The organism is Serratia sp. CY32780, assembly GCF_052169135.1.
Lineage (GTDB): Bacteria > Pseudomonadota > Gammaproteobacteria > Enterobacterales > Enterobacteriaceae > Serratia > Serratia sarumanii.
Window position 1 is genome coordinate 433282 of sequence record NZ_JBJNLI010000002.1, and the last position, 23953, is coordinate 457234.

At 59.9% G+C, this 23953-nt stretch carries 25 protein-coding genes; 8 read left to right on the forward strand and 17 right to left on the reverse strand.

All coding sequences use genetic code 11. The features are described 5' to 3' along the window. Positions 1-10 precede the first annotated feature (10 nt). Entirely contained in the window at positions 11-793 is a 783-nt protein-coding gene (gene phnP, locus ACJ8HH_RS15565; protein ID WP_039567766.1) for a phosphonate metabolism protein PhnP, read from the forward strand. Here phnP and ACJ8HH_RS15570 read toward each other — a convergent pair. Both ACJ8HH_RS15570 and ACJ8HH_RS15575 read right to left on the reverse strand, forming a co-directional pair. Further along, entirely contained in the window at positions 750-1382 is a 633-nt protein-coding gene (locus ACJ8HH_RS15570; RefSeq protein ID WP_033652768.1) for an NAD(P)H-binding protein, read from the reverse strand. The two genes, phnP and ACJ8HH_RS15570, sit on opposite strands and share 44 nt — an antisense overlap. Before the next feature lie 30 nt (positions 1383-1412). After that, positions 1413-1853, reverse strand: a complete 441-nt coding sequence (locus ACJ8HH_RS15575) for a YhbP family protein (RefSeq protein WP_033652767.1) — start codon at positions 1851-1853, stop codon at positions 1413-1415. 433 nt (positions 1854-2286) lie between these two features. Between ACJ8HH_RS15575 and speFL the strand changes: the two genes are divergently transcribed. The 4 genes from speFL (at position 2287) to ACJ8HH_RS15595 (ending at position 6599) form a co-directional block, all read left to right on the forward strand. Beyond that, complete coding sequence (gene speFL / locus ACJ8HH_RS15580) at positions 2287-2391, forward strand: leader peptide SpeFL (RefSeq protein WP_004933443.1); 105 nt, start codon at positions 2287-2289, stop codon at positions 2389-2391. 274 nt (positions 2392-2665) lie between these two features. Further along, positions 2666-4828, forward strand: coding sequence for an ornithine decarboxylase SpeF (gene speF, locus ACJ8HH_RS15585; protein ID WP_033648654.1), 2163 nt, complete (start codon positions 2666-2668; stop codon positions 4826-4828). 62 nt (positions 4829-4890) lie between these two features. After that, entirely contained in the window at positions 4891-6207 is a 1317-nt protein-coding gene (gene potE, locus ACJ8HH_RS15590) for a putrescine-ornithine antiporter (RefSeq protein WP_025305085.1), read from the forward strand. Positions 6208-6293: 86 nt separating this feature from the next. Further along, the gene (locus ACJ8HH_RS15595; protein ID WP_139291246.1) at positions 6294-6599 is read left to right on the forward strand and encodes a GIY-YIG nuclease family protein; all 306 of its coding nucleotides are present in this window, start codon (positions 6294-6296) and stop codon (positions 6597-6599) included. Here the strand turns inward: ACJ8HH_RS15595 and ACJ8HH_RS15600 are convergent. Both ACJ8HH_RS15600 and ubiT read right to left on the reverse strand, forming a co-directional pair. Then, a complete protein-coding gene (locus tag ACJ8HH_RS15600; RefSeq protein WP_033648656.1) occupies positions 6586-7089 on the reverse strand; it encodes a GNAT family N-acetyltransferase in 504 nt (167 codons plus the stop codon). The genes ACJ8HH_RS15595 and ACJ8HH_RS15600 overlap by 14 nt on opposite strands. Further along, a complete protein-coding gene (ubiT, locus tag ACJ8HH_RS15605; protein WP_039567957.1) occupies positions 7083-7604 on the reverse strand; it encodes a ubiquinone anaerobic biosynthesis accessory factor UbiT in 522 nt (173 codons plus the stop codon). The genes ACJ8HH_RS15600 and ubiT overlap by 7 nt, the downstream gene beginning before the upstream one ends. 258 nt (positions 7605-7862) lie before the next feature. Between ubiT and ubiU the strand changes: the two genes are divergently transcribed. Both ubiU and ACJ8HH_RS15615 read left to right on the forward strand, forming a co-directional pair. Then, positions 7863-8858 (forward strand): ubiquinone anaerobic biosynthesis protein UbiU, encoded by a 996-nt coding sequence (ubiU, locus tag ACJ8HH_RS15610; protein ID WP_015376422.1) that lies wholly within the window; start codon positions 7863-7865, stop codon positions 8856-8858. Positions 8859-8869: 11 nt separating this feature from the next. Next, positions 8870-9748, forward strand: coding sequence for a U32 family peptidase (locus ACJ8HH_RS15615; protein ID WP_060426725.1), 879 nt, complete (start codon positions 8870-8872; stop codon positions 9746-9748). Positions 9749-10055: 307 nt separating this feature from the next. Here ACJ8HH_RS15615 and ACJ8HH_RS15620 read toward each other — a convergent pair whose 3' ends face one another. From ACJ8HH_RS15620 to ACJ8HH_RS15635, 4 genes are all read right to left on the reverse strand, one after another. Continuing rightward, a complete protein-coding gene (locus ACJ8HH_RS15620; RefSeq protein ID WP_101456613.1) occupies positions 10056-10379 on the reverse strand; it encodes a hypothetical protein in 324 nt (107 codons plus the stop codon). A 204-nt stretch (positions 10380-10583) separates the two neighbouring features. After that, positions 10584-11723 carry an ABC transporter permease gene (locus tag ACJ8HH_RS15625; protein WP_039567780.1) on the reverse strand — a complete coding sequence of 380 codons (1140 nt, stop codon included), beginning with the start codon at positions 11721-11723 and terminating at the stop codon, positions 10584-10586. Beyond that, the gene (locus tag ACJ8HH_RS15630; protein WP_033636832.1) at positions 11720-12874 is read right to left on the reverse strand and encodes an ABC transporter permease; all 1155 of its coding nucleotides are present in this window, start codon (positions 12872-12874) and stop codon (positions 11720-11722) included. Before ACJ8HH_RS15630 ends, ACJ8HH_RS15625 begins: the two co-directional genes overlap by 4 nt. Next, positions 12856-13827: an HlyD family secretion protein gene (locus ACJ8HH_RS15635; protein WP_033636831.1), complete on the reverse strand. Its 972-nt coding sequence runs from the start codon at positions 13825-13827 to the stop codon at positions 12856-12858. The genes ACJ8HH_RS15630 and ACJ8HH_RS15635 overlap by 19 nt, the downstream gene beginning before the upstream one ends. Positions 13828-14057: 230 nt before the next feature. Between ACJ8HH_RS15635 and ACJ8HH_RS15640 the strand changes: the two genes are divergently transcribed. Continuing rightward, entirely contained in the window at positions 14058-15071 is a 1014-nt protein-coding gene (locus ACJ8HH_RS15640) for a luciferase-like monooxygenase (protein WP_049288409.1), read from the forward strand. A gap of 38 nt (positions 15072-15109) precedes the next feature. Here the strand turns inward: ACJ8HH_RS15640 and yedF are convergent, their stop codons facing one another. From yedF to rbfA, 9 genes are all read right to left on the reverse strand, one after another. Continuing rightward, the gene (yedF, locus tag ACJ8HH_RS15645) at positions 15110-15349 is read right to left on the reverse strand and encodes a sulfurtransferase-like selenium metabolism protein YedF (RefSeq protein WP_004933486.1); all 240 of its coding nucleotides are present in this window, start codon (positions 15347-15349) and stop codon (positions 15110-15112) included. After that, complete coding sequence (gene yedE, locus ACJ8HH_RS15650) at positions 15346-16560, reverse strand: selenium metabolism membrane protein YedE/FdhT (RefSeq protein ID WP_033648664.1); 1215 nt, start codon at positions 16558-16560, stop codon at positions 15346-15348. Before yedE ends, yedF begins: the two co-directional genes overlap by 4 nt. Before the next feature lie 146 nt (positions 16561-16706). Beyond that, positions 16707-18629 carry a DEAD/DEAH family ATP-dependent RNA helicase gene (locus tag ACJ8HH_RS15655; RefSeq protein ID WP_004933492.1) on the reverse strand — a complete coding sequence of 641 codons (1923 nt, stop codon included), beginning with the start codon at positions 18627-18629 and terminating at the stop codon, positions 16707-16709. After that, positions 18619-18699, reverse strand: coding sequence for a protein YrbN (yrbN, locus tag ACJ8HH_RS15660; RefSeq protein ID WP_099032700.1), 81 nt, complete (start codon positions 18697-18699; stop codon positions 18619-18621). Before yrbN ends, ACJ8HH_RS15655 begins: the two co-directional genes overlap by 11 nt. A gap of 116 nt (positions 18700-18815) precedes the next feature. Continuing rightward, complete coding sequence (gene nlpI, locus ACJ8HH_RS15665) at positions 18816-19700, reverse strand: lipoprotein NlpI (RefSeq protein WP_033636826.1); 885 nt, start codon at positions 19698-19700, stop codon at positions 18816-18818. A 128-nt stretch (positions 19701-19828) separates the two neighbouring features. Next, entirely contained in the window at positions 19829-21946 is a 2118-nt protein-coding gene (gene pnp / locus ACJ8HH_RS15670) for a polyribonucleotide nucleotidyltransferase (protein WP_039567787.1), read from the reverse strand. A gap of 256 nt (positions 21947-22202) precedes the next feature. After that, positions 22203-22472 (reverse strand): 30S ribosomal protein S15, encoded by a 270-nt coding sequence (rpsO, locus tag ACJ8HH_RS15675; protein ID WP_004933502.1) that lies wholly within the window; start codon positions 22470-22472, stop codon positions 22203-22205. A 124-nt stretch (positions 22473-22596) separates the two neighbouring features. Next, positions 22597-23541 (reverse strand): tRNA pseudouridine(55) synthase TruB, encoded by a 945-nt coding sequence (truB, locus tag ACJ8HH_RS15680; RefSeq protein ID WP_039567792.1) that lies wholly within the window; start codon positions 23539-23541, stop codon positions 22597-22599. Continuing rightward, a complete protein-coding gene (gene rbfA / locus ACJ8HH_RS15685) occupies positions 23541-23951 on the reverse strand; it encodes a 30S ribosome-binding factor RbfA (protein WP_004933508.1) in 411 nt (136 codons plus the stop codon). Before rbfA ends, truB begins: the two co-directional genes overlap by 1 nt. Between the last annotated feature and the right edge of the window lie 2 nt (positions 23952-23953).

Genomic DNA, 23953 nt, shown 5'->3' on the forward strand with positions numbered 1-23953 from the left:
GAGGGGAGCGATGCAACTGACCTTTCTCGGCACCGGCGGCGCGCAGCAGGTGCCGGTGTTCGGCTGCGACTGCCCTATCTGCCAACGGGCGCGGCGCGAGCCGGCATTTCGGCGGCGAGCATGCAGCGCCATGCTTAACTATCAGGGGGAAACGACCTTATTGGATGCGGGATTGCCGGCTTTGGAGCGGCGATTTTCGGCGGGGCAAATTCAACGTTTTTTACTGACACATTACCACATGGATCACGTTCAGGGGTTATTTCCTTTGCGTTGGGGGTGCGGAAATTCCATTCCGGTGTATGGCCCGCCGGATGAACAGGGTTGCGACGATCTGTTCAAACACCCGGGCATTCTGGCGTTTCAGCCGCCGCTGGCGCCCTTCGCCACCGTCGAACTTGGCGGCATGCGCATCACCCCGCTGCCGCTGCAACACTCCAAACTGACCCACGGCTATCTGATCCAGGCGGCAGGCGCTGCGCTGGCCTACCTGACCGACACCGTCGGCCTGCCGCCGGCCACCGCCGACTATCTGCAAAACGTGGCGCTGGATCTGCTGGTGCTCGATTGCAGCCTACCGCCGCAGCCGCAGGCGCCGCGCAACCACAACGATCTGACCCGCGCGCAGGAGACGCAGCGGTTGCTGCAGCCCAAACGCACGCTGCTGACGCACATCAGCCATCATCTCGATCTGTGGCTGCTGGACAACGAACTGCCCGCCGGGCTGGAGCTGGCGTTCGATCACCTCAGCGTCAGCCTCGGTAGCAGTGCAGCCGATCCGACTCCAGCACCCTGACCCCTTCGCCCGGCGTGAACGCCTGCTGCAGCAGCGTTTGCGCCACGTCTTTGGCGGAGACGGCGCGCCATTTGCCGGGCAGCAGCCTGAACAGCGGTAGCGTGAGGCGCTCCATCAGGCGCGGCGCGGGGCGATCCCCCACCAGCATGGAAGGCCGCACCAGCGTCAGGCGCGGCCAGTGCTGTTCGCGCAGCGCCTGCTCCATCTCGCCTTTGGTGCGGTTATACAGGAAGGTGGAATCCGCGTTGGCGCCCAACGCGCTCACCACCAGGCAGTGCTGCGCCCCCAAGCGGCGGCCGGTCAGCGCGCTCTCCACCACCAGTTGATAATCGACGTAGCGGAAGGCATCGGCGCTGCCCGCCGCCCGGCGGGTGGTGCCCAGGCAGCAGAACACCAGATCGACCGGCTGCTGCAGGCTACTCAGCAGTTCGAACAGCGCATCGCCGACCGGGTTGGTCAGCTTGCCGTGCGGCGGCAGCGGCGTGCGCGTCGGCGCCACGATGGCCGTTATCTGCGGATCGCTTTGCAACAGCTGCAACAACTCGCGCCCCACCAGCCCGGTTGCGCCGACTAACAGTGCTCGCGCCATGCAATCTCCCGTTGTAATCAATACGTCGACTTAAAGTATAGACCGCGCCCAATGCAGCTTCTTGCCGAAGCCGAGGGTGTTGTCGGTCATCTTCACCTCGTGCAGATCCAGCCGCCAAACCGAGGCTTTCATCGCCCTGGCGATCGGGAAGCGCTTGCAGTAACGCGCGCGCGCCGCGTCGGCCTCTTCGCCGCTCAGCAGCACCGCCTCGGCGCGGTACTGCACGCCGCGGATCAGCGCGATGCTTTTCGGCTTCGGCGCGATGGTGCCGACCACCCGGCCGTTGTTCAGCATCAGCCCGCCGTGGCGGGTGTGCGGTTCGGTCATCAGCCACAGCGCCATCGCCGCGGCGTCGAACACGTAAAAACAGTTGGCGCACCACATGTCGAGGCCGTCGCCGGCGCACAGCGTCAAGACGTGTTGTTTGCCGATGAAATCCGCAATCTGCTGCCGTTGTTCTGGGGTATTCAAGGTTACTCGCCTCCCTGTTCACTCACTTCATCTTACCCTGCGTTGTTGAGGCGAGTCACAAATAACGATAATCATCAAAAACCCAAATTGAATATAAAAACACAATAAATGCATTTTTATTAACTTGAGCCAGAAAAATATTTATAACATAAAAAATACAAGACGGATTTATTTGATCGTTATGCAACCGCTTATTCGACCGGTTCTTTTATTCCCACCCTGACGACACGCAAATTTAGCGCACCCGCCCGGAGTCGATTAGCAATTTATTTACATGCTCATTTGCCTGCCCGGGGGCTGTTTATGCAATTCACTGCATAATCAATGAATAGTTATTTATAAACACCGGCATTTATGTGACGTTCATCACGATTTTTAGCCCACCTTGCGTTAAAATAGCGCCATCTTTTCACTCAGCAAGGTGGATTAGAAAATGGAAAACAATAACCGCAAAATGGCGCATATCAGGCGCACAACCCATATTATGATGATGGCTCATCGCAGCTGCTTTAGCTTCGCATTCTTCAACTACAGATAACCCTCTCCCCTCGCTCTTACGCTGTTGATAAGAGTGTCATTGCGTTTTTATTTATTCTCCGCACGCCGGTGATAATATCGCTTTCTCGCTAACCGGGAAGGACACGCAATTCATTCTTAATTTCGGCCAAGCGCATCCAAGCTAAATAAAACAACGAACACAGTTAATGCCTTTCGGCATCGCTGGGTTCTCGCACACCTTTATTTTCGTGAAGGCGTTAGCGGCAAATGGAATTATTTGCCGACGGACTGCCTTTGCCTGAAGAATGAGAAAAATGAAAAAATTAAAAATTGCCGCCAACACCCAAACCCTCGGCTGCTTTGAAACTGAACGCGACATCGTCGATGTGCATCACAGCGATTTCAATGACGTCGCCGCCATCGTGCTGTCGGTAGACGACGTCACGCACGGCATGGTGGCGCGCATTGAAGAGCACGGCCTGAACATTCCGCTGTTCGTCGCCGTCTGCTGCGAAGAAGAGCTGGATAACGCCGTATTGCCGGCGCTGCATGGCGTGTTTGAGCTGTGCGGCAAGAATACCCAGTTCTACGGCAAACAGCTGGAGGCCGCCGCCGCCAAATATGAGAGTGAGCTGCTGCCGCCGTTCTTCAATACGCTGACGCAGTACGTGGAAATGGGCAACGCCACCTTCGCCTGCCCCGGCCACCAGGGCGGCGAGTTCTTCCGTAAACATCCGGCGGGCCGCCAGTTCTTCGACTTCTACGGCGAAACGCTTTTCCGCTCCGATATGTGCAATGCCGACGTCAAACTGGGCGACCTGTTGATCCACGAAGGCGCGCCTTGCGCCGCGCAGCAGCACGCCGCCAAGGTGTTCAATGCCGACAAGACCTACTTCGTGCTCAACGGCACCTCGGCCTCGAACAAGGTGGCGACCAACGCCCTGCTGACGCGCGGCGATCTGGTGCTGTTCGACCGCAACAACCATAAATCCAACCACCACGGCGCGTTGATCCAGGCCGGCGCCACGCCGGTGTATCTGGAAACCGCCCGCAACCCGTTCGGCTTTATCGGCGGCATCGACGCGCACTGCTTCGACGAACGCTACCTGCGCCAACAGATCCGCGAAGTGGCGCCGGAACGCGCCAACGAAGCCCGCCCGTTCCGCCTGGCGATCATCCAGCTCGGCACCTACGACGGCACCATCTACAACGCCCGCCAGGTGGTCGACAAGATTGGCCACCTGTGCGACTACATCCTGTTCGACTCCGCCTGGGTGGGCTATGAGCAGTTCATTCCGATGATGAAAGACTGCTCGCCGCTGCTGCTGGAGCTGAACGAAAACGATCCCGGCATCATCGTCACCCAGTCGGTGCACAAACAGCAGGCCGGCTTCTCACAAACCTCGCAGATCCACAAAAAAGACAAGCACATCAAGGGGCAGAGCCGCTACTGCAACCACAAGCGCTTCAACAACGCCTTCATGCTGCACGCCTCTACCAGCCCGTTCTACCCGCTGTTCGCCGCGCTGGACGTCAACGCCAAGATGCACGAGGGCAAAAGCGGCCAGCGTCTGTGGCAGGAGTGCGTGCGCGTGGGGATCGAAGCGCGCAAAATGCTGCTGGATACCTGTACGATGATCAAACCGTTCGTGCCGGATCAGATCGACGGCAAGCCGTGGCAGGCCTATGACACCGCGGCGATGGCCAACGATCTGCGCTTCTTCAACTTCGTGCCCGGCGAGAAATGGCACGCCTTTGAGGGCTATGCCGAATCGCAGTACTTCGTCGATCCGTGCAAACTGCTGCTCACCACGCCGGGCATCGATACCGCCACCGGCAGCTACAGCGAGTTCGGCATCCCGGCGACCATTCTGGCCAACTACCTGCGTGAAAACGGCATCGTGCCGGAAAAATGCGATCTCAACTCGATCCTGTTCCTGCTGACGCCGGCGGAAGACATCGCCAAGATGCAGCATCTGGTGGCCCTGATCGCCCGCTTCGAGCAGCACATCGAGCAAAACTCCCTGCTCAGCGAGGTGCTGCCTGCGGTCTATAAAAACCACCAGCAGCGCTACAAAAACTACACCATCCGCCAGCTGTGCCAGGAAATGCACGACCTTTACGTCAGCTACGACGTTAAAGAACTGCAAAAAGAGATGTTCCGAAAAAGTTATTTCCCGCGCGTGGTGATGAATCCGCAGGACGCCAATACCGAGTTCGTGCGCGGCAATGTGGAATTGGTCTCGCTGGCTAAAGCCGAGGGCCGCATCGCCGCCGAAGGCGCCCTGCCTTACCCTCCTGGCGTGCTGTGCGTGGTGCCCGGTGAAATTTGGGGCGGCGCCGCGCAGCGTTATTTCCTGGCACTGGAAGAAGGCATCAACTTATTGCCGGGATTCGCGCCGGAATTGCAGGGCGTTTATATCCAACAGGATGAGGACGGTTGGAACCGCGCTTACGGCTACGTCATGAAAAATTAATCACCTTACGGGGCGGCGATGATTCTCGCCGCCCGGATCGCATCCTAAAAGAGAAAATGATCATGAGTAAGTCCAATAATAAAATGGGGGTCGTGCAATTAACGATCCTGACCGCCGTGAATATGATGGGTTCCGGCATAATTATGCTGCCGACCAAGCTGGCCGAAGTGGGCACGATTTCGATCGTTTCCTGGCTGGTGACCGCCGTCGGCTCGATGGCGCTGGCCTACGCCTTCGCCAAATGCGGCATGTTCAGCCGTAAATCCGGCGGCATGGGCGGCTACGCCGAATACGCCTTCGGCAAATCGGGCAACTTTATGGCGAACTACACCTACGGCGTTTCGCTGCTGATCGCCAACATCGCCATAGCCATTTCCGCCGTCGGCTACGGCACCGAGCTGTTCGACACCACCCTCAGCCCGCTCGGGATCTGTATCGCCACCATCGGCGTGCTGTGGCTGGCGACCGTCGCCAACTTCGGCGGCGCGCGCATCACCGGCAAAATCAGCGGCATCACTGTCTGGGGCGTGATCATTCCGGTGGTGGGCATCTCGGTCATCGGCTGGTACTGGTTCAGCGGCAGCGCCTACGTCGCCGCCTGGAACCCGCATCAGGTGCCGACCTTCGAAGCCATCGGCGCCTCGATCTCGATGACCCTGTGGGCGTTCCTGGGGCTGGAATCCGCCTGCGCCAACACCGACGTGGTGGAAAACCCGGAGCGCAACGTGCCGATCGCCGTACTGGGCGGCACCCTAAGCGCGGCGGTGATCTATATCATTTCAACCAACGTGATCGCCGGCATCGTGCCGAACATGGATCTGGCCAACTCCACCGCACCGTTCGGGCTGGCGTTCTCCCACATGTTCAACCCGACGGTCGGCAAGATCATCATGGCGTTGATGGTGATGTCCTGCGTCGGCTCGCTGCTCGGCTGGCAGTTCACCATCGCTCAGGTGTTCAAATCCTCCGCCGACAGCGGCTTCTTCCCGAAAATCTTCTCCAAGCTGAGCAAGGCCGACGCGCCGGTTAAAGGCATGTTGACCATCGTCGTCATCCAGAGCGGCCTGTCGCTGATGACTATCAGCCCGTCGCTGAACAAGCAGTTCAACGTGCTGGTGAACCTGGCGGTGGTGACCAACATCATCCCTTACATCCTGTCGATGGCGGCGCTGGTCATTATTCAGAAAGTGGCGAAGGTGCCGGACAACAAGGCGCGCATCGCCAATATCATCGCCGGCATCGGCGCGCTGTACAGCTTCTACGCGCTCTACAGCTCCGGTGAGGAAGCGATGATGTGGGGCGCCATCGCCACCTTCCTCGGCTGGACGCTGTATGGCATCGTTTCGCCGCGCTTCGAGCTGGCGGGAAAAAAGGGGTAAAGCGATAGGGCACCGGCGGCCGGGGATGGGATTGTGATGACGAACATGCCATCATACGCCGACCCTGGCCACCGAAACGGCGTACGATGACCGACACTTCCCCCACTCCCTGGCACCTCTACATGCTGCGTTTACCGAGCGGCATGCTGTATACCGGCATCACCACCGACGTGGCGCGCCGCCTGGCGCAGCATCAAGCCGGCAAAGGCGCCAAGGCGCTGCGCGGAAAAGGGGAACTGACGCTGGCATTTCACTGCCAGGTGGGGGATCGCTCAACGGCGCTGAAGCTGGAATACCGCGTCAAACAGCTGAGCAAAATACAAAAAGAGCGGCTGGTGAATCACCCGCCGCTGTCGTTGGAGTATCTATTGCCGGTCGTTAAAAGCGATTAAACGGCGCCGAAAAAGCCACTTCGCCGCTGACGCCGTTCAGGGCGTCTTCCGCCAGCGGATACACCTGGAATGCGCTTTCCGTGTCCGGCCAGCGGCAGTTCAGGCCATAGGCGGCGGCCGGTTTAAAACCGAAGCGGCCGTAGTAGGCCGGATCGCCCAGCACCACCACCGCGGCGTAGCTGAATTCGTTCAACGAATCCAAGCCTTCGTACACCAGTTTTTCAGCCAGCCCCTGACGGCGCAGGCTTTCATCTACCGCCAGCGGCGCCAGCGCCACCCATTGGCGATCTTCGCCGGCCACGTCCACCGGGCTGAACGCGGCGTAACCCACCACCCCGCCTTCGTCGTCAGTGGCGACCACGCCCAGCGTCAGCAGGCCGTCTTCGCGCAGCTGCTGCACCAGATCGGCTTCGTCGTCGCGGCCAAAGGCGCGGCGCAGCAAGGCGTCTATGCCCGCCGCGTCTACCGGGATCTCTACGCGGATCAGCATGATACCGCCACACGGGAAGCCGACGCCGTGCCCTCCTGCAACCCTGCTTCGACAAAATCAGCCAACTGCAACAGCCCCATGCGCAGCGGCGCAGGCATGCTTTCCAGCTCGATGGCGTCCATCAAATTTTTCACATACAGGCCCAATTCGGTATCCCCTTCAATCTGCAGCCGACGCTGAAAGAACAGCGTATCCGGATCTTGCTTGCGCGCCGCGATCAGGATCAGATCGTTGGCGTCGCCGCTGAAACTGACGTCCGCTTCGGCGTGCTGGCTGACCACCAGTTTGTCGTTTTCTACCGTCATAAACCATTGTAGCGCCAGATCGCGAACTTCGATCTTCAGCCAGCGCGATTCGAGAAATTCCAGATCGCCATCCGCCAACGCCTGGCGGAACTGCCAGCTCAGCACCTGTTGCAGCAGTTGGCGCTGCAGGGCGAACGGCGTGAATTTCAGCGGGATGCGCAGCAGCGACGGCCCCTGGCGCACAAGGCGTGCTCGTAGTTGTTCCAACACGGTCATCCACTCCTTTCAATACGGACTACCGCTATTTTGCCACACTGGCGCGCGGCTTCAGCGGTCTATATCAACAAATAGTGCATTTCACCGCCATGTTTATCAATACGCCATAAGCTGCCCCAAATCAAAACCTGTGTACGCCCCTTTGCCTAAAATGACCTCCCCGATTCGCGTTTGCCGGCGGAACACCGCCGTCGGCAACCTTTAAAGACAGCGTGCGCCCGGCCGGGTGCACGGCTAAGCCAGGATAAATCTATGGAGCTGCTTTGTCCCGCCGGCAACCTGCCGGCCCTGAAGGCCGCGGTGGATAACGGCGCCGACGCCGTTTACATCGGCCTGAAAGACGATACCAACGCGCGCCACTTCGCCGGCCTCAACTTCACCGAGAAAAAGCTGCAGGAAGCGGTCGATTACGTGCATCGCCACGGCCGCAAGCTGCATATCGCCATCAACACCTTCGCCCATCCCGACGGCTACGCCCGCTGGCAGCGCGCGGTGGATATGGCGGCCCAGCTGGGCGCCGACGCGCTGATTCTGGCGGATCTGGCGATGCTGGAATACGCCGCCCAGCGCTACCCGCAGCTGGAGCGCCACGTTTCGGTGCAGGCCTCCGCCACCAACGAGGAGGCGATCCGTTTCTACCAGCGTAACTTCGAGGTAGGCCGGGTGGTGCTGCCGCGCGTGCTGTCGATGCATCAGGTGAAACAGCTGGCCCGCACCAGCCCGGTGCCGCTGGAAGTGTTCGCCTTCGGCAGCCTGTGTATCATGGCCGAGGGGCGCTGCTATCTCTCTTCCTACCTGACCGGCGAATCGCCGAACACCGTCGGCGCCTGTTCGCCGGCACGGTTCGTGCGCTGGCAGCAAACCCCGCAGGGCATGGAGTCGCGCCTGAACGACGTGCTGATCGACCGCTACCAGGACCATGAAAACGCCGGCTACCCGACGCTGTGCAAGGGCCGCTATCTGGTGGACGACGTGCGCTACCACGCGCTGGAAGAGCCCACCAGCCTCAATACGCTGGAGCTGCTGCCGGAGCTGCTGGCCGCCAACATCGCCTCGGTGAAGATCGAAGGCCGCCAGCGCAGCCCGGCTTACGTCAGCCAGGTGGCGCGCGTCTGGCGCCAGGCGATCGACCGCTGCCAGGCCGATCCGGCCGCCTACCGCGCCGACGCCGCCTGGATGGAGACGCTGGGCGCGATGTCCGAGGGCACCCAGACCACGCTGGGCGCCTATCACCGCAAATGGCAGTAGCCGGAGGAAACATGAAATACGCACTGGGGCCGGTGCTCTACTACTGGCCGAAAAACGACATCGCGGCGTTCTATCAGCAGGCGGCAGAGAGCAGCGCCGACATCATTTACCTCGGCGAGAGCGTCTGCACCAAGCGGCGCGAGATGAAGGTCGGCGATTGGCTGGCGCTGGCGCGCGAAATCGCCCGCAGCGGCAAGCAGGTGGTGATCTCCACGCTGGCGCTGCTGCAGGCGCCGTCCGAGCTGAATGAGCTGAAACGCTATGTGGAGAACGGCGAGTTCCTGTTTGAAGCCAACGATCTGGGCGCGGTGAACATGGCGGCGGAGCGCGGCTTGCCGTTCATCGCCGGCCATGCGCTGAACTGCTACAACGCCTATACCCTGCGCCTGCTGCGCCGCCAGGGCATGATGCGCTGGTGCATGCCGGTCGAGCTGTCGCGCGACTGGCTGGCCAACCTGCTGACGCAGTGCGACGAGCTGGGCTTCCGCCACGATTTCGAGGTGGAGGTGCTGAGCTACGGCCACCTGCCGCTGGCCTATTCGGCGCGCTGCTTCACCGCCCGCTCGGAGAACCGCGGCAAGGACGAGTGCGAAACCTGCTGCATCAAGTATCCGCAGGGCCGCATGATGCGCTCGCAGGAGCAACAGCAGGTGTTCGTGCTCAACGGCATTCAGACCATGAGCGGCTACTGCTACAACCTCGGCAACGACCTGCCGAGCATGCAGGGGCTGGTGGACATCGTGCGGCTGTCGCCGCAGGGCACCAAGACGCTGGCGCAAATCGATGCCTTCCGCGCCAACGAACGCGGCGAAAAGCCCTTGGCCTTGACCGATCACGCCGACTGCAACGGCTACTGGCGCCGCGTAGCGGGGTTGGAGTTGGTGTCTTAGCGAGGACAGTGCCGACAGTTGGCTCTGCCGGCACCGTTTATTTATCAAGATGAATACGGTTATTTCCGCCGTGGAACCAATGGAATAAACTTACACACATCAGGCAGCAGCTTCTGATACCAAAATAAGTAAAAACCGCGATGACCGCATCTACCAAATGTTCTCCGTATGAAATAACACTTAGCGAGGAGAACGAGACAAGTAGCATGCTCAACGTTAGCGCCATCATATTACAAAGCGGGCCTAAAATACGTCTATTGGCCATAACCCACCCTCTATTGTTGAAACGGTAAAAGCGATGTTCTCATCACCATCGACACTGCCCATTAACGCTATTGGCGTTTTTATTGCCACCCAAGGCACCACCGTTATTCTTATTATTCCCTGCGGGGCTGTTATCGGCGCAAGAGACCGCCCCCATCAAGCCACCGGCAACCGCCATACCTATCATCCCTGGCGGGCCACCTGAAAAACCGGTAAATGCGCCAATGATGATACCCATTCCAACCTGATTGGCACAGGAGTTTGGTGCACCTCTGCTTGGCCTGTCACGATCGCCGCCGTTATTTCCATCACCACAACCGCCAATCAGTTTCATCTCATCAGAAGTAAGCTCTCTTATTGTTGACATACTCATATCATCCTTTAAATAACACGTTATAATAAAACTAACGCCAACTATTAATTCCCTAAACCGGTCGATAATGACAATTACCAAAGTCAATATAAGAAATTAAATAAAAATAACAATAGACATCCCGCTAAATAAACAACCTTAAACATATCGATAATACGAAATAATAAAGGCGCCGAATATGGCGCCTTTATTGGTTCCCTACGCCCGCCGTTTCCTGAACATCCCGCGCAGCGCCACGCTGTTGCGCAAGAAGGCCACGCCGAAGCCCAGCAGGGTGTAGACCACGCCGAGCACCAGCATCATCATCACGTCGCCCCACACTTCGTTCAGCGACAGCCCCATCTGGTTGACGCCGGCGATCGCCTTGGTGCCCCAGGTGGAGGGAATGCTGTAGGAGATGGCGCGCACCCAGGCCGGCATCGACTGCAGCGGCCAGATGGTGCCGGACAGGTAGAAGATCGGCGTGGTGATGAACGCCAGCGTCAGGTAGATCATCTCGACGCTGCGCAGGCACTCGGTCACCAGCTTGCCCAGCCCCAATACCGCCAGCAGGAACGGGAAGGTCAGCAGCAGCAGTTCGGCGATGTTCGCCGTCTGCCGATAGCCCAATACCCACGGCCACAGCACGAACAGCACGATCGACAGGAACAGCCAGATCGGCAGCAGCGCCGTCAGCCCGCCGAGGTGCGCCGCCAGCGGCGCCTTGCCGCCGGGCATGCTCTTCATGGCGATATTGACGCGGATACAGGCGATCAGCAGCGAGTGCTGCAACAGCATCACCAGCAGGCCGGGGAAGATGATCGCCGCGAAGCTGATGCCGGGGTTAAACACGTCCAGCGTTTGCCCCAGTATCGGCGTCAGCAGTATCTGCGCCTGCCGTTCGCTGAAGCCGCTGCGCAGCAGCAGCCCGTTGTTGTACTCCGTCAGCAGCTGCTGATAGGCCGCCACCACGTCCTGTTGGATCTGGCCGTTGGCCAGGCGGTTGGTGGCGTCGCCGTACACCGGCACCACGATGTTCTGCCCGCTGAGGATCTTCTTCTCCAGATCCACTGGCATGATGATCACCGCAAACAGCTTGCGCCAGCCGAGATCGCGCTGCGCCTGCTCCAGGCTGTCGTAGGTTTCGATCGCTATCTTGGAGGTGGCGTCCAATTGACGGATCAGCTGGCGGCTGGCGGTGCTGTGGTCCTGATCGACCACCCCCACCGGCAGATCCCACACCGTGCGGTTGGCGTACACCATGCTCATGATGCACAGCGACAGGATCAGCATCAGCCATACCGGCCGCTCCAGCATGCCGAGCAGCACCTTAACGAAGGTTTGCCAATAGAGCTTCATCCGGCGTTCCCCTCTTTTGCCAGCCGCGCCGGCAGGCGATTACGCACCAGCAGCGCGGCCACCAGCGGATAGACCGCCAGCAGCGCACACACGCTGAAAATAGCGCTGGCGTGCACCTGCCGCAGGAACACGTCGAACATCGCGTACAGCGCGTGGGTCAGCGGCTCGATGTTGGAAATGATGCGCGCCGGCAGCGGCATCGACAGCTCAGGCACCGCCATGCCGGAGAAGGTCATCGCGATACTGACCAAAATACCGATCAGGCTGTAGGCGGTGATGGTGCTGCCGGTAAAGGTGTACAGCAGCAGGCCGATGCTCTGCGCTGCCATCACGTAAAACAGGCCGATCATCAGCATAAACAGCGGGTTGCCGCTGACGCGGGCGTCAAAGATGCCCACCAGCGCCGCGATCTCCACCATCAGCAGGGTGGTGAAACACAGCGTGTACGGCGCCAGCTTGCCGAGCAGCGCCAGGCTGAACGGCTTGGCCTGCAGCAGCGACTTGCTGCGCGCCAGCACGTAGATCATGCAGGTCACCGCGAACAACTGCAGCAGATGGATGGTGGCGGCGAACTGCTGGTAATAGATATAGCTGCCGCTGGCGTTGAACAGGCTGCCGTAGGAGAGCGTCACGTCCGCCAAGGGCGGCAGCGATTTGCCCATCTCGGTGGCGATGATGCTGCGGGTGCTGGCGTTGATTTCGTTCATCAGGCCGCCAAAGTCCTGGGTGGAGTACAGCCCGGCGCCGTAGAACAGCGCGTTGTAGTACATCACCACGCTAGGCTGTTTGCCCGACAGCGCGTTGGCCTCAAAGTCCGGCGGGATATACAGCAACGCGTAATCCTGCGCGCTGCGCAGGCGGCTCAGCGACTCCGGCAGCCCGCCGCCGTAGGCCTCGACGTGGGCGTGCGACCCGGCGTCCAGCCGCCGGGTCAGCGACTTGGACAGCGGGCTGTGATCGCTGTCCACCACCGAGACCGGCAGATCGAGCAGCGTGCCTTCGGAGAAGTTGCTGCTGATCAGCCCAAACAGGATCAGCGGAAAGATCCAGCTCAGCCAGTGCACCACCGGGCTGCGAAAGGCGACGCGACACTCTTTGTCGAACGCGTGACTGAAGCAGCGCCAGCCGGCCCTTACTCTTTCCATTGCCATAAGGTGCTCATCCCCGGACGCAGGCCGTCCACCGGCTGTGACGGATACAGGCGCACTTCGAAGGTTTTCAGGTCGAAGTCGCCGGTGGCGCGGGTGGCGCGTTTGGTGGCGTAATCCCCCAGCGGCGCGATGTAGCGCACCTCGGTGTCGATCATTTTGTCCTTCAGCGCCGGCACCCGCAGCTTGACCTTGTCGCCTTTGCGCACGTGGGCCAGGATGTCTTCGCGCAGGTTAAACACGAAGTAGGCGTCCGGCACCCGGATCAGCGTCACCAGCGGGCTACCGGCGTTCAGCAGCTCGCCCACTTCGGCCGGGATCGGCCCCACTTCGCCGTCCACCGGCGCTTTCACCTGCAGATCGTCGCTCTGCGCCTGGATCTGCAGCAGGTTCTCTTCCGCCGCCCGCAGCGCCGCCGCGTATTGTTGCCGCAGCTCGACGCGGTCGCCGTTGATACCTTCGTCCAGGTTGGCCTTGGCCGCCTGCACCTGCTGGAAGGCGGTGTCGCGCGCCCGGCGCGAAGCGTCCAGCTCGGACTTCGAGATATAGCCCTTGCCGGCCACGCTCAGGTTGCGGTTGTAGTCGTTTTGCGCATTGCGGTACTGCGCTTCGGCCTGCGCCAGGTTGGCGCGCAGGTTGCGGATGCTCTCTTCACGGGTGCCGTGCAGCGACTGATCGAGCTGCGCCTTGGCCTCGTCGCGCGTGGCCTGCGCGGAACGCAGCTGCGCCATCAGTTCGGGGCTGTCGAGCTGGATAATCAGCTGGCCGCTTTTCACGTCGTCGCCACGTTCGATCAGGCGTTCAACCACCCGGCCTTTCGCCTTGGAAGCGACGATCACTTCGGGAGCGTCCACTTCACCCTGCAGTAACAGATCCTGATTGTGCGCGCGGAACAGGACCGCCAATGCGATCGCCACCATCATCAGCAACAGGGTAAACAGCGTCTTTTTTTTCATTATGTCGGCTCCCGGAACGGTAAGCGGCGGGCGGGGATCATCATTTCCATGTCTTAAATTGCTCCAAAAAACACCATTGCTCTCATGAGGATATCACAAGCACATATCTCCTCTTTTATAACTATAAATTGGATTATGCTTTTAACACTAAAAAGCATCATTTTCGGCTTTTTGGTATGCAGATTCCTGCAATCGCCCTTTAAGCGATCCACTCTCTGATGGACGATGCCATGACTGAAAACACTGCCGTACCGCTGTCGGTACTGGATTTATCGCCAATCCCGCAAGGGGCCAAAGCGCGCGACGCTTTCCACTGTTCGCTGGATTTGGCGCAGCACGCCGAACGCTGGGGCTACCGGCGCTACTGGCTGGCCGAGCACCACAACATGACCGGCATCGGCAGCGCCGCCACCTCGGTGCTGCTGGGCTATCTGGCCGCCGGCACCCAGAGCATTCGCCTCGGCTCCGGCGGCGTGATGCTGCCGAACCATGCACCGCTGGTGATCGCCGAGCAGTTCGGCACGCTGGAGTCGCTCTACCCCGGCCGCATCGATCTGGGGCTGGGCCGCGCGCCCGGCACCGATCAGCGCACCATGATGGCGCTGCGCCGCCACCTGTCCGGCGATGTGGATACCTTCCCGCGCGACGTGCAGGAGCTGCAAAACTACTTCTGCGACGCGCAGCCCGGCCAGCCGGTGCAGGCGGTGCCGGGCCAGGGGCTGCACGTGCCGCTCTGGCTGCTCGGCTCCAGCCTCTACAGCGCGCAGTTGGCGGCGCAGCTTGGCCTGCCGTTCGCCTTCGCCTCGCACTTCGCCCCGGATATGCTGTTCCAGGCGCTGCAGCTGTACCGCGAAAACTTCAAACCGTCCAAACAGCTGGCGCAACCGCACGCCATGGTGTGCGTCAACGTGATCGCCGCCGACAGCGATAGCGATGCGCGCTTCCTGTTCAGCTCGATGCAGCAGCAGTTCATCAACCTGCGCCGCGGATCGCCCGGCCCGCTGCCGCCGCCGGTGGATAACATCCACGCGCTGTGGACCGCCGGTGAGCAATACGGCGTCGAGCAGGCGCTGCGGATGTCGATCGTCGGCGATGAAAAAACCGTGCGCCACGGGCTGCAAACGCTGCTGCGTGAAACCGATGCCGACGAGATCATGGTCAACGGCCAGATCTTCGATCACCAGGCGCGGCTGCGTTCGTTCGAGATTGTTGCCGGAGTGAAAGGCGACGTCGTGAAGGGATAAAACGCGAAAAGGCGGTGGGGAACCCCACCGCCTCGGCGTTAACGCTGGATCAGATAGCGGATGGTCGGCCCGTCCTGCTGGATATCCAGCACCTTGTAGCCGTGGTTGCGCGCGTCGAGCGGAATGTTGTTGATCGACTGCGGGCAATCGCTGATCACCTCCAGGATTTCCCCCGGCTTCAGCTGCGGCATCGCCTCCAGCGTCGCCACCGCCGGGTACGGGCAAGGCTCGCCCAGCATGTCCAGCCGGTAGTCCGGCACTATCGTCGTCTCTTTCATGGCAGGCTCCTCAAATTCACCACCTGCGCCTCAGGCCGGGCGCGGAAAAAGCGTTTCTCCCACCACAGCATGGCGGCGAAGGCCAGCGCCAGCAGCAGGTAGGTCACCAGCAGGCCGCCGATCGGGCCGAAGGTGTCGAGCAGGTTGATCTTGTCGTAGTCGGTCGCCAGCGCCGGCGCCAGATCGTCCCAGTAATAGGCCAGCAGCGTGGCGCCGATGATGTTGCCCAGCCCCACCCACCAGTAGTGCACCTGCCCTTCCACCGCGCGGTACATCCAGCCGGTCTCGCAACCGCCGGCCAGCACGATGCCGAAGCCGAACAGCAAGCCGCCCAGCACCGCATTCGGGCCGGCCCACATGATTTTCGGCGCCACGCCGAGCTGCACGTAGCTGAAGATGCCGATGGCGCTCACCGCCATGCCGATGATGATGGCTTTCGCCATGTGGGTGCGGCCGGTGATCCACAGATCGCGGAACGCCGAGGTGAAGCAGATCTGCGCGCGTTCGATCAGCAGACCGAAGCCGATGCCGAACAACATGGCGATGCCGAGCTTCGGCGCATCGAACAGCGTCCATAGCGACCAGGCCACCGCCAGGCCGAAGACCGCCATGCCCAGCCGGAAGCGGCGGCGCGCCTGCTCAGGCTTCTGCGTCAGCGGCGCGGCGGCCTTCACCTTTTGCAATTTAACCGGAATGCGGAACATCGGCAGCAGCGTGAATTTGGCGCCGAAGTACGACCCTGCGGCGGTCGCCAGCGCGAAGAACCAGGCGTGCAGCGAGAACTGCGGAATACCGGTGAAGAATGCCGCCAGGTTACAGCCCATCGCCAGGCGCGCGCCGAAGCCGGCGATAATGCCGCCCAGCAGCGCCTGCACGATGCGAATGCGGTGCTGCGGCTGGCGCAGCTTGATGTTGTTGGCCCACAGCGCGGCGGCGATGCAGCCGGCGAACATGCCGATGATCATGCGCCCGTCGATGCGCTCCAGCGGCGTGCCCTGCAGGCCGATAACCTTGAAATAGCCCCACTGCTCGGGGTGCAGGCCGAACCACTGCAGCACATGGCCGCCCCAGCGGGTGAACTCGCCGGTCACCGCCCAGAAGGTGCCGGTCATGCCGAAATAGTAGGTAGAAAGGATCCCGGCGGCGATCACCGCCGGCAGCGGCGCCCAAAAGCGCACCAGGTATTGAGATTTGAACTGCTGCCAACTCATGGCATCTCCCGTGCATATCATCCGTAAGAAAAAACCTTATGAATGATACGCCATTCAGGGGCGTTTGACGGCAACTTTCAGGCATAAAAAAACCAGCCCGCAGGCTGGTTTTTCAGAGCGTTTCACCGCGAACGGTGAATCAGCGATTACGCGTCGCCGAAACGACGGCGTGGTGCAGCCGGTGCGCCGTCATCACGGCGTGGCGCCGGTTTGCCGTCACGGTTGTAGTTACCGCCACGACGCTCGCCGCCGTTGCCGCCTTCACGACGTTCGCCGAAGGAACGACGTGGGCCGCCTTCGCGACGTTCGCCGTTGAACGGACGCCCGTTGCCGCGACGCTCGCCGCCGTTGCCACCGTCACGACGCTCGCGGCGTTCGAACGGCTGTGCATCGCCCAGCAGCTGCATGTTCATCGGCTTGTTCAGGATGCGGGTGCGAGTGAAGTGATTCAGGATCTCGCCCGGCATGCCTTTTGGCAGCTCGATGGTGGAGTGGGACGCGAACAGCTTGATGTTACCGATGTAACGGCTGCTGATGTCGCCTTCGTTAGCGATAGCGCCAACGATGTGACGCACTTCTACGCCATCGTCACGGCCCACTTCGATGCGGTACAGCTGCATTTCGCCAACGTCACGACGTTCGCGACGCGGACGATCGCCGTCACGGCTGTCGCGGCGATCGCCACGGTCACCGCGACGATCGTCACGGTCGTTGAACTCGCGGCGCTGACGCGGCTTGAAGACCGGATCCGGCGGCAGGATCAGCGGACGTTCGCCCTGTGCCATTTTCAGCAGCGCTGCGGCCAGGGTTTCCATATCCAGCTCTTCTTCCGGCTGCAGTTTGGTCAGCAGTGCGCGGTACAGATCCAGATCGCTGCTTTCCAGCTGCTGCTGAACTTTTGCGGCGAACTTGGCCAGACGGCGCTCGCCCAGCAGTTCTGCGTTCGGCAGTTCCACTTCCGGGATGGTCAGCTTCATGGTGCGTTCAATATTGCGCAGCAGGCGGCGTTCGCGGTTTTCCACGAACAGCAGCGCGCGGCCGGCGCGGCCCGCACGACCGGTACGGCCGATACGGTGAACGTAAGACTCGGAGTCCATCGGGATGTCGTAGTTGACAACCAGGCTGATGCGCTCAACGTCCAGGCCGCGGGCCGCAACGTCGGTCGCGATCAGGATATCCAGACGACCGTCTTTCAGGCGCTCCAGGGTCTGCTCACGCAGCGCCTGGTTCATGTCGCCGTTCAGCGCGGCGCTGCTGTAACCGCTGCGCTCCAGCGCTTCGGCCACTTCCAGGGTCGCGTTTTTGGTACGGACGAAGATGATCGCTGCGTCAAAGTCTTCAGCTTCCAGGAAACGCACCAGCGCTTCGTTTTTACGCATGCCGTACACCGACCAGTAGCTCTGGCTGATGTCCGGACGGGTGGTCACGCTGGACTGGATGCGCACTTCCTGCGGCTCTTTCATAAAGCGGCGGGTGATGCGACGGATCGCTTCCGGCATGGTGGCGGAGAACAGCGCGGTCTGATGTTCAGCCGGGATCTCAGCCATGATGGTTTCTACGTCTTCGATAAAGCCCATGCGCAGCATTTCGTCGGCTTCATCCAGCACCAGACCGCTCAGGTTGGAGAGGTTCAGGGTGCCGCGTTTCAGGTGGTCCAGCAGGCGGCCTGGGGTACCCACAACGATTTGCGGGCCCTGGCGCAGAGCGCGCAGCTGCACGTCGTAACGCTGGCCGCCGTACAGGGCTACCACGTTGACGCCGTTCATGTGTTTGGAGAAATCGGTCATCGCTTCGGCAACCTGAACCGCCAGTTCGCGGGTCGGTGCCAGCACCAGGATCTGAGGTGCTTTCAGGTCTGCCTGCAGGTTGTGCAGCAGCGGCAGCGAGAACGCTGCAGTTTTACCACTACCGGTCTGTGCCATGCCCAGCACGTCGCGGCCGTTCAACAGGTGAGGAATACACTCAGCCTGGATCGGAGATGGTTTTTCATAGCCCAGATCGTTCAGGGCGGAAATGATTGGAGCAGACAGCCCCAGATCAGCAAAAGAGGTTTCAAACTCAGTCGTCATGTACACGTGCCTCATTAATAATGGCAGCCAGTCTACATAACTCGTCGAGAAAATTTTCAGTCATTTTCATTGAAAAGTGTGAACCGGCTCAAATTAGATTATAAAACGAACAAAAAAGCCCTCGCCCGTGAAGGCGATAACTTTGGTTAAAAACCAATGTTCATCAGGCTGATAGGTGTTCGTCAGCTATTGCTGGTCCGATTCCGATAGGTCGTCTTGCTCTTGGCCCAAAAGCGCCAATTCCAACAATGCATAGCGGTGCTCAACGAAGTTGTGAACGTTGTTAGCCACCGTCAGTTTGAACAGCGCCGAAGCGGTGTCCTTGTCCCCCAGACTCAGGTAGTGTTTACCCAAATAGAAGTCAGTTTCACTGAGATGCTCAGCGAGCGAAGTGTTATCCGTTGCATCTGCCTTGAGGCGTTCCATCAGCGTTTTTTCGCTGATCTTGCCCAGGTAGAATTCGACAATATTCCATCCCCATTGCCCTCTGTCCGCTTTGTCATAGCGCTGCTGAAGCGCTACCTCGGCCTTCTTGGGATCGATTTCTCGCTCCACCAGATACAGCCATAACGAACGGAAGGGATCGTTTGGGTCGTCTTGATAAAACGCCTGCAGATCATCCTGCGCCAACGGGAAGCGGCCGCCATAATACAGTGCGATGCCCCGGTTTAAACGCGCGTAATTGTAAGTTGGATCAAGCTCTAGTACAGAATCAAACGCTTCATAGGCAGCATCAAAATTGCCTGCCTGCGTTAAGTAAATGCCCAGGTAGTTGAAAACTTCCGGCATGTCGGGACGTATCGCCAGCGCCTGCGAGAAATCATTGCGCGCTAATGCACGTAACCCGAGGCTATCATACAGCACACCGCGCTCATATAAAAGCTGTGCGCGTTCGTCATCCGTCAGTGCCCGGCTGGCAAGAATTTGTTCCATGCGCGCCAGGATCACTTCCTGCTGCAACGTTGGCTGCAACGGGATTGCCAAAACTTCGTCTTTACGCCAATCATGGTTGCTGCATCCTGCCAGCATGAGTGCTGTCGCAACGTAACACCAGCGCAAGAAAGGCTTCATTTCCCACTCCCGAAGACAAACATTGGATGAACGTCCTGTCCTCCGTTTGCTAAAACGCGGGCATCCTACCCGCGCGATACGAACAGCTCCCAACCCCGTGGCGGGGAGCTGTAAAACTATCTATACAGTTATTCTGCTTCAGGCGCAGGTGAACCCGCTTCCGGCGCCGTCGCTTCTTTGATGCTCAGACGCACGCGGCCCTGACGGTCAACTTCCAGTACCTTAACCGGCACTTCCTGACCCATCTGCAGATAGTCGGTCACTTTCTCGACGCGCTTGTCGGCGATCTGAGAAATGTGTACCAGACCTTCTTTACCACCGCCGATAGCGACGAATGCGCCGAAATCAACGATACGGGTCACTTTACCCTGGTAGATACGGCCCACTTCGATCTCTGCCGTGATCTCTTCGATACGACGGATAGCGAATTTCGCCTTCTCCCCGTCGGTCGCAGCGATTTTAACTGTACCATCATCTTCGATTTCGATGGTAGTGCCAGTCTCTTCGGTCAGCGCGCGGATAACGGAACCGCCCTTACCGATCACGTCTTTAATCTTATCCGGGTTGATGCGGATAGTATGAATACGCGGTGCGAATTCGGAGATATCGCCACGCGGGGTGCTGATAGCCTGTTCCATCACGCCCAGGATGTGCAGACGCGCGCCCTTGGCCTGGTTCAGAGCCACCTGCATGATTTCGCGGGTGATACCTTCGATTTTGATGTCCATCTGCAACGCAGTGATACCGTCGCGGCTACCGGCCACTTTGAAGTCCATGTCGCCCAGGTGATCTTCGTCACCCAGAATGTCGGACAGAACCACAAAGTTATCGGCTTCTTTCACCAGGCCCATCGCGATACCCGCAACGGCAGCCTTGATTGGCACACCGGCGTCCATCAGCGCCAGAGACGCGCCGCACACGGAAGCCATGGAAGAAGAACCGTTGGATTCGGTGATTTCAGACACCACGCGAACGGTGTACGGGAAATCTTCCGGTTTAGGCATCATAGCCAATACGCCGCGTTTCGCCAGGCGACCGTGACCGATTTCACGACGCTTAGGAGAACCGACCATGCCGGTTTCGCCCACGGAGTACGGAGGGAAGTTGTAGTGGAACAGGAAGCTGTCGGTCTTCTCGCCCATCAGCTCGTCCAGGTTCTGCGCATCGCGCGCGGTGCCCAGGGTCGCGGTAACCAGCGCCTGAGTTTCGCCACGGGTGAACAGCGCGGAACCGTGGGTGCGCGGCAGTACGCCGGTGCGCACGTCCAGGCCACGGATCATGTCTTTTTCACGGCCGTCGATACGCGGCTCGCCACGCAGTACGCGGCTGCGCACCACGTTTTTCTCCAGGTTACCCAGGATGTCCTGGATTTCGCCGGCGTCCAGCGTTTCATCCTGCGCCAGCAGGGTTTCAACAACGCTGTCTTTGATCGCGTCAACCTGAGCGTAACGCTCTTGTTTTTCGGTGATGTGGTAAGCGTCGCCCAGGCGAGCTTCGGCCAGTTCAGCCACGCGCGCTTGCAGCGCTTCGTTGACCGCAGGCGCCTGCCAATCCCACTTCGGTTTGCCGGCTTCGGCAACCAGCGCGTTGATGTTTTCGATAACCACTTGCTGCTGGTCGTGGCCGAACACCACGGCGCCCAGCATCTGATCTTCGCTCAGCACGTCCGCTTCGGATTCCACCATCAGCACCGCGCCGGCGGTACCGGCAACCACCAGATCCAGACGGCTTTCTTTCAGCTCATCGGTCGTCGGGTTCAGCACGTACTGATCGTTGATGTAACCCACGCGCGCGGCGCCGATTGGGCCGTTGAACGGAATACCGGACAGGCTCAGGGCTGCGGAAGCACCGATCATCGCAACGATGTCCGGGTTCACCTGCGGGTTAACGGAAACCACGGTCGCGATCACCTGAACTTCGTTCAGGAAGTTGTCCGGGAACAGTGGACGGATCGGACGGTCGATCAGACGAGAAGTCAGGGTCTCGCCTTCGCTCGGACGGCCTTCGCGACGGAAGAAGCTGCCCGGGATGCGGCCGGCGGCGTAGGTACGCTCTTGGTAGTTAACGGTCAGCGGGAAGAAGCTCTGGCCCGGCTTGGCTTTTTTCTGGCCAACGACGGTAACGAAGACGGCGGTGTCATCCATGCTCACCATAACGGCGGCGGTGGCCTGACGCGCCATCATACCGGTTTCGATGGTGACGGTATGCTGGCCATACTGGAATTTGCGAATGATCGGTGTCAGCAAAATTATATCCTTGATTAGCGGCGCGCAATCGCATTGACGACTCGACACGCCTGTGACTCGATTTGCCTTCTCACTACATCCTCGCGACTAATGACAATCCTTATCTCAGGCGGGAGATAAAGCCTCTCATTAGCCGCGCGAACCTCTGTAACGGAAGAACCTGTTTGGAAACATCAGTAATACATTAACCTGATTTGCTTATGCTTCCTAGAAGAAAGGGGCCAAAATAGGCCCCTTTCCACTGAAACTTGCTAGATTAGCGACGCAGACCCAGACGCTCGATCAGGCTGGTGTAACGTGCTACATCTTTACGCTTCAGGTAGTCCAGCAGCTTACGACGCTGAGAAACCATACGCAGCAGACCACGACGGCTGTGGTGATCTTTTTTGTGCTCGGAGAAGTGGCCTTGCAGATGGTTGATCTGCGCAGTCAGCAGGGCAACCTGAACTTCGGTAGAACCGCTGTCGTTAGTACCACGACCGAAATCAGCTACGATTTGAGCTTTAGCTTCAACACTTAGAGACATTGTAATACTCCAGATTATAGATAATAAAAACAGGCGCCGATCTCTAATTCAGCAACCCAATGCATAAGCTGCGCCATTCTACTCTTAGCGCAGTGCGATCGCAAGGCGACGCAGAGCCCCGCCGTCAGTCGAAATGCTCGACCACCAGGCGGCGCGGCGCCACGCGACCGTCCTCGGCGATGTCACCAACGCCGATGAATTTTCGCTCTTCACCCTCGGTGATGCGCACCAGGCCGGAAGCCGGCGCGCCGGCCACTTGCACCGGTTGCCCCTGCTTGACGTAGCCCGCCACCACCGGCAGCAAATTCACTTCCGGATAGTTCTCAACCGGGCTGTCCATCGGCATCAGCAGCGGATCGAGCAGCTCGCCGGGCGCGATCGCCTGTTCCTGCGCCTGAGCCAGCAAAGCGTTCAGCTGTTCCAGCGTCACCATGCGCGCGATCGGATAAGTCGCCACCTGCAGGCGGCGCAGATAGATCACGTGCGCGCCGCAGCCCAGCAGCTCGCCGAGATCGTCGGTGATGGTGCGGATGTAGGTGCCTTTCGAGCAGTGGATCTCCAGCTCCAGCTCATCCCCTTCCCAACGGATAAACTGCAGCTCGTACACCGTGATGCTGCGCGCTTCGCGCGGCACTTCAATGCCCTGGCGCGCATACTCGTAGAGTTTCTTGCCCTGGTATTTCAGCGCCGAATACATCGACGGTACCTGCTGGATATCGCCGCGGAAGGTGTCCAGCGCCGCGTCGAGCTGCGCCTGGGTGAAGTTCACCGGGCGCTCCTGCACGATCTGGCCGTCGGCGTCGGAGGTATCGGTACGCTGCCCCAGCTTGGCGATCACCCGATAGCGCTTGTCGGAATCGAGCAGATATTGCGAAAACTTGGTCGCTTCGCCCAGGCAGATAGGCAGCATGCCGGTCGCCAGCGGATCGAGCGCGCCGGTATGGCCCGCCCGGTTGGCGTTGTACAGGCGTTTTACTTTTTGCAGCGCATCGTTGGACGACAAACCCTGCGGCTTGTCCAGCAACAGCACGCCGTGGATATCACGGCCGCGGCGACGAGGGCGACTCATTAATCCTCCTTGTCATCACCTGAGGCGGAACGGCGCTCGGCGTCGTTCTTCACCACGTTGGTCACCAGGTTGGACATGCGCATGCCTTCCACCAGGGAGTTGTCGTAAGCGAAGGTCAGCTCCGGCACCACGCGCAGGCGCATCGCTTTGCCCAGCAGGGTGCGGATGTAACCGGAAGCGTCCTGCAACGCTTTAATGCCGTTGGTGACCAGATCCGGATCGTGGTTCTCGGTCAGTACGTTCAGAAAGGTGACGTAAACCTTGGCATACGCCAGGTCGCGGGACACTTCTACGCCGGAAACGGTCGCCATGCCGACGCGCGGATCTTTCACTTCACGCTGCAGAATGATCGCAATCTCTTTCTGCATCTCTTGCGCCACGCGTTGGCCGCGGCTGAATTCTTTTGCCATTT

What these genes read in the sequence shown, in the direction of transcription:
- phnP (WP_039567766.1), top strand. Translation starts at nt 11, where the DNA reads ATGCAACTGACCTTTCTCGGCACCGGCGGCGCGCAGCAGGTGCCGGTG.
- ACJ8HH_RS15570 (WP_033652768.1), bottom strand. Translation starts at nt 1,382, where the DNA reads ATGGCGCGAGCACTGTTAGTCGGCGCAACCGGGCTGGTGGGGCGCGAG.
- speFL (WP_004933443.1), top strand. Translation starts at nt 2,287, where the DNA reads ATGGAAAACAATAACCGCAAAATGGCGCATATCAGGCGCACAACCCAT.
- speF (WP_033648654.1), top strand. Translation starts at nt 2,666, where the DNA reads ATGAAAAAATTAAAAATTGCCGCCAACACCCAAACCCTCGGCTGCTTT.
- potE (WP_025305085.1), top strand. Translation starts at nt 4,891, where the DNA reads ATGAGTAAGTCCAATAATAAAATGGGGGTCGTGCAATTAACGATCCTG.
- ACJ8HH_RS15595 (WP_139291246.1), top strand. Translation starts at nt 6,294, where the DNA reads ATGACCGACACTTCCCCCACTCCCTGGCACCTCTACATGCTGCGTTTA.
- ACJ8HH_RS15600 (WP_033648656.1), bottom strand. Translation starts at nt 7,089, where the DNA reads ATGCTGATCCGCGTAGAGATCCCGGTAGACGCGGCGGGCATAGACGCC.
- ubiU (WP_015376422.1), top strand. Translation starts at nt 7,863, where the DNA reads ATGGAGCTGCTTTGTCCCGCCGGCAACCTGCCGGCCCTGAAGGCCGCG.
- ACJ8HH_RS15615 (WP_060426725.1), top strand. Translation starts at nt 8,870, where the DNA reads ATGAAATACGCACTGGGGCCGGTGCTCTACTACTGGCCGAAAAACGAC.
- ACJ8HH_RS15620 (WP_101456613.1), bottom strand. Translation starts at nt 10,379, where the DNA reads ATGTCAACAATAAGAGAGCTTACTTCTGATGAGATGAAACTGATTGGC.
- ACJ8HH_RS15625 (WP_039567780.1), bottom strand. Translation starts at nt 11,723, where the DNA reads ATGAAGCTCTATTGGCAAACCTTCGTTAAGGTGCTGCTCGGCATGCTG.
- ACJ8HH_RS15630 (WP_033636832.1), bottom strand. Translation starts at nt 12,874, where the DNA reads ATGGCAATGGAAAGAGTAAGGGCCGGCTGGCGCTGCTTCAGTCACGCG.
- ACJ8HH_RS15635 (WP_033636831.1), bottom strand. Translation starts at nt 13,827, where the DNA reads ATGAAAAAAAAGACGCTGTTTACCCTGTTGCTGATGATGGTGGCGATC.
- ACJ8HH_RS15640 (WP_049288409.1), top strand. Translation starts at nt 14,058, where the DNA reads ATGACTGAAAACACTGCCGTACCGCTGTCGGTACTGGATTTATCGCCA.
- yedF (WP_004933486.1), bottom strand. Translation starts at nt 15,349, where the DNA reads ATGAAAGAGACGACGATAGTGCCGGACTACCGGCTGGACATGCTGGGC.
- yedE (WP_033648664.1), bottom strand. Translation starts at nt 16,560, where the DNA reads ATGAGTTGGCAGCAGTTCAAATCTCAATACCTGGTGCGCTTTTGGGCG.
- ACJ8HH_RS15655 (WP_004933492.1), bottom strand. Translation starts at nt 18,629, where the DNA reads ATGACGACTGAGTTTGAAACCTCTTTTGCTGATCTGGGGCTGTCTGCT.
- yrbN (WP_099032700.1), bottom strand. Translation starts at nt 18,699, where the DNA reads ATGAAAATGACTGAAAATTTTCTCGACGAGTTATGTAGACTGGCTGCC.
- nlpI (WP_033636826.1), bottom strand. Translation starts at nt 19,700, where the DNA reads ATGAAGCCTTTCTTGCGCTGGTGTTACGTTGCGACAGCACTCATGCTG.
- rpsO (WP_004933502.1), bottom strand. Translation starts at nt 22,472, where the DNA reads ATGTCTCTAAGTGTTGAAGCTAAAGCTCAAATCGTAGCTGATTTCGGT.
- truB (WP_039567792.1), bottom strand. Translation starts at nt 23,541, where the DNA reads ATGAGTCGCCCTCGTCGCCGCGGCCGTGATATCCACGGCGTGCTGTTG.
- rbfA (WP_004933508.1), bottom strand. Translation starts at nt 23,951, where the DNA reads ATGGCAAAAGAATTCAGCCGCGGCCAACGCGTGGCGCAAGAGATGCAG.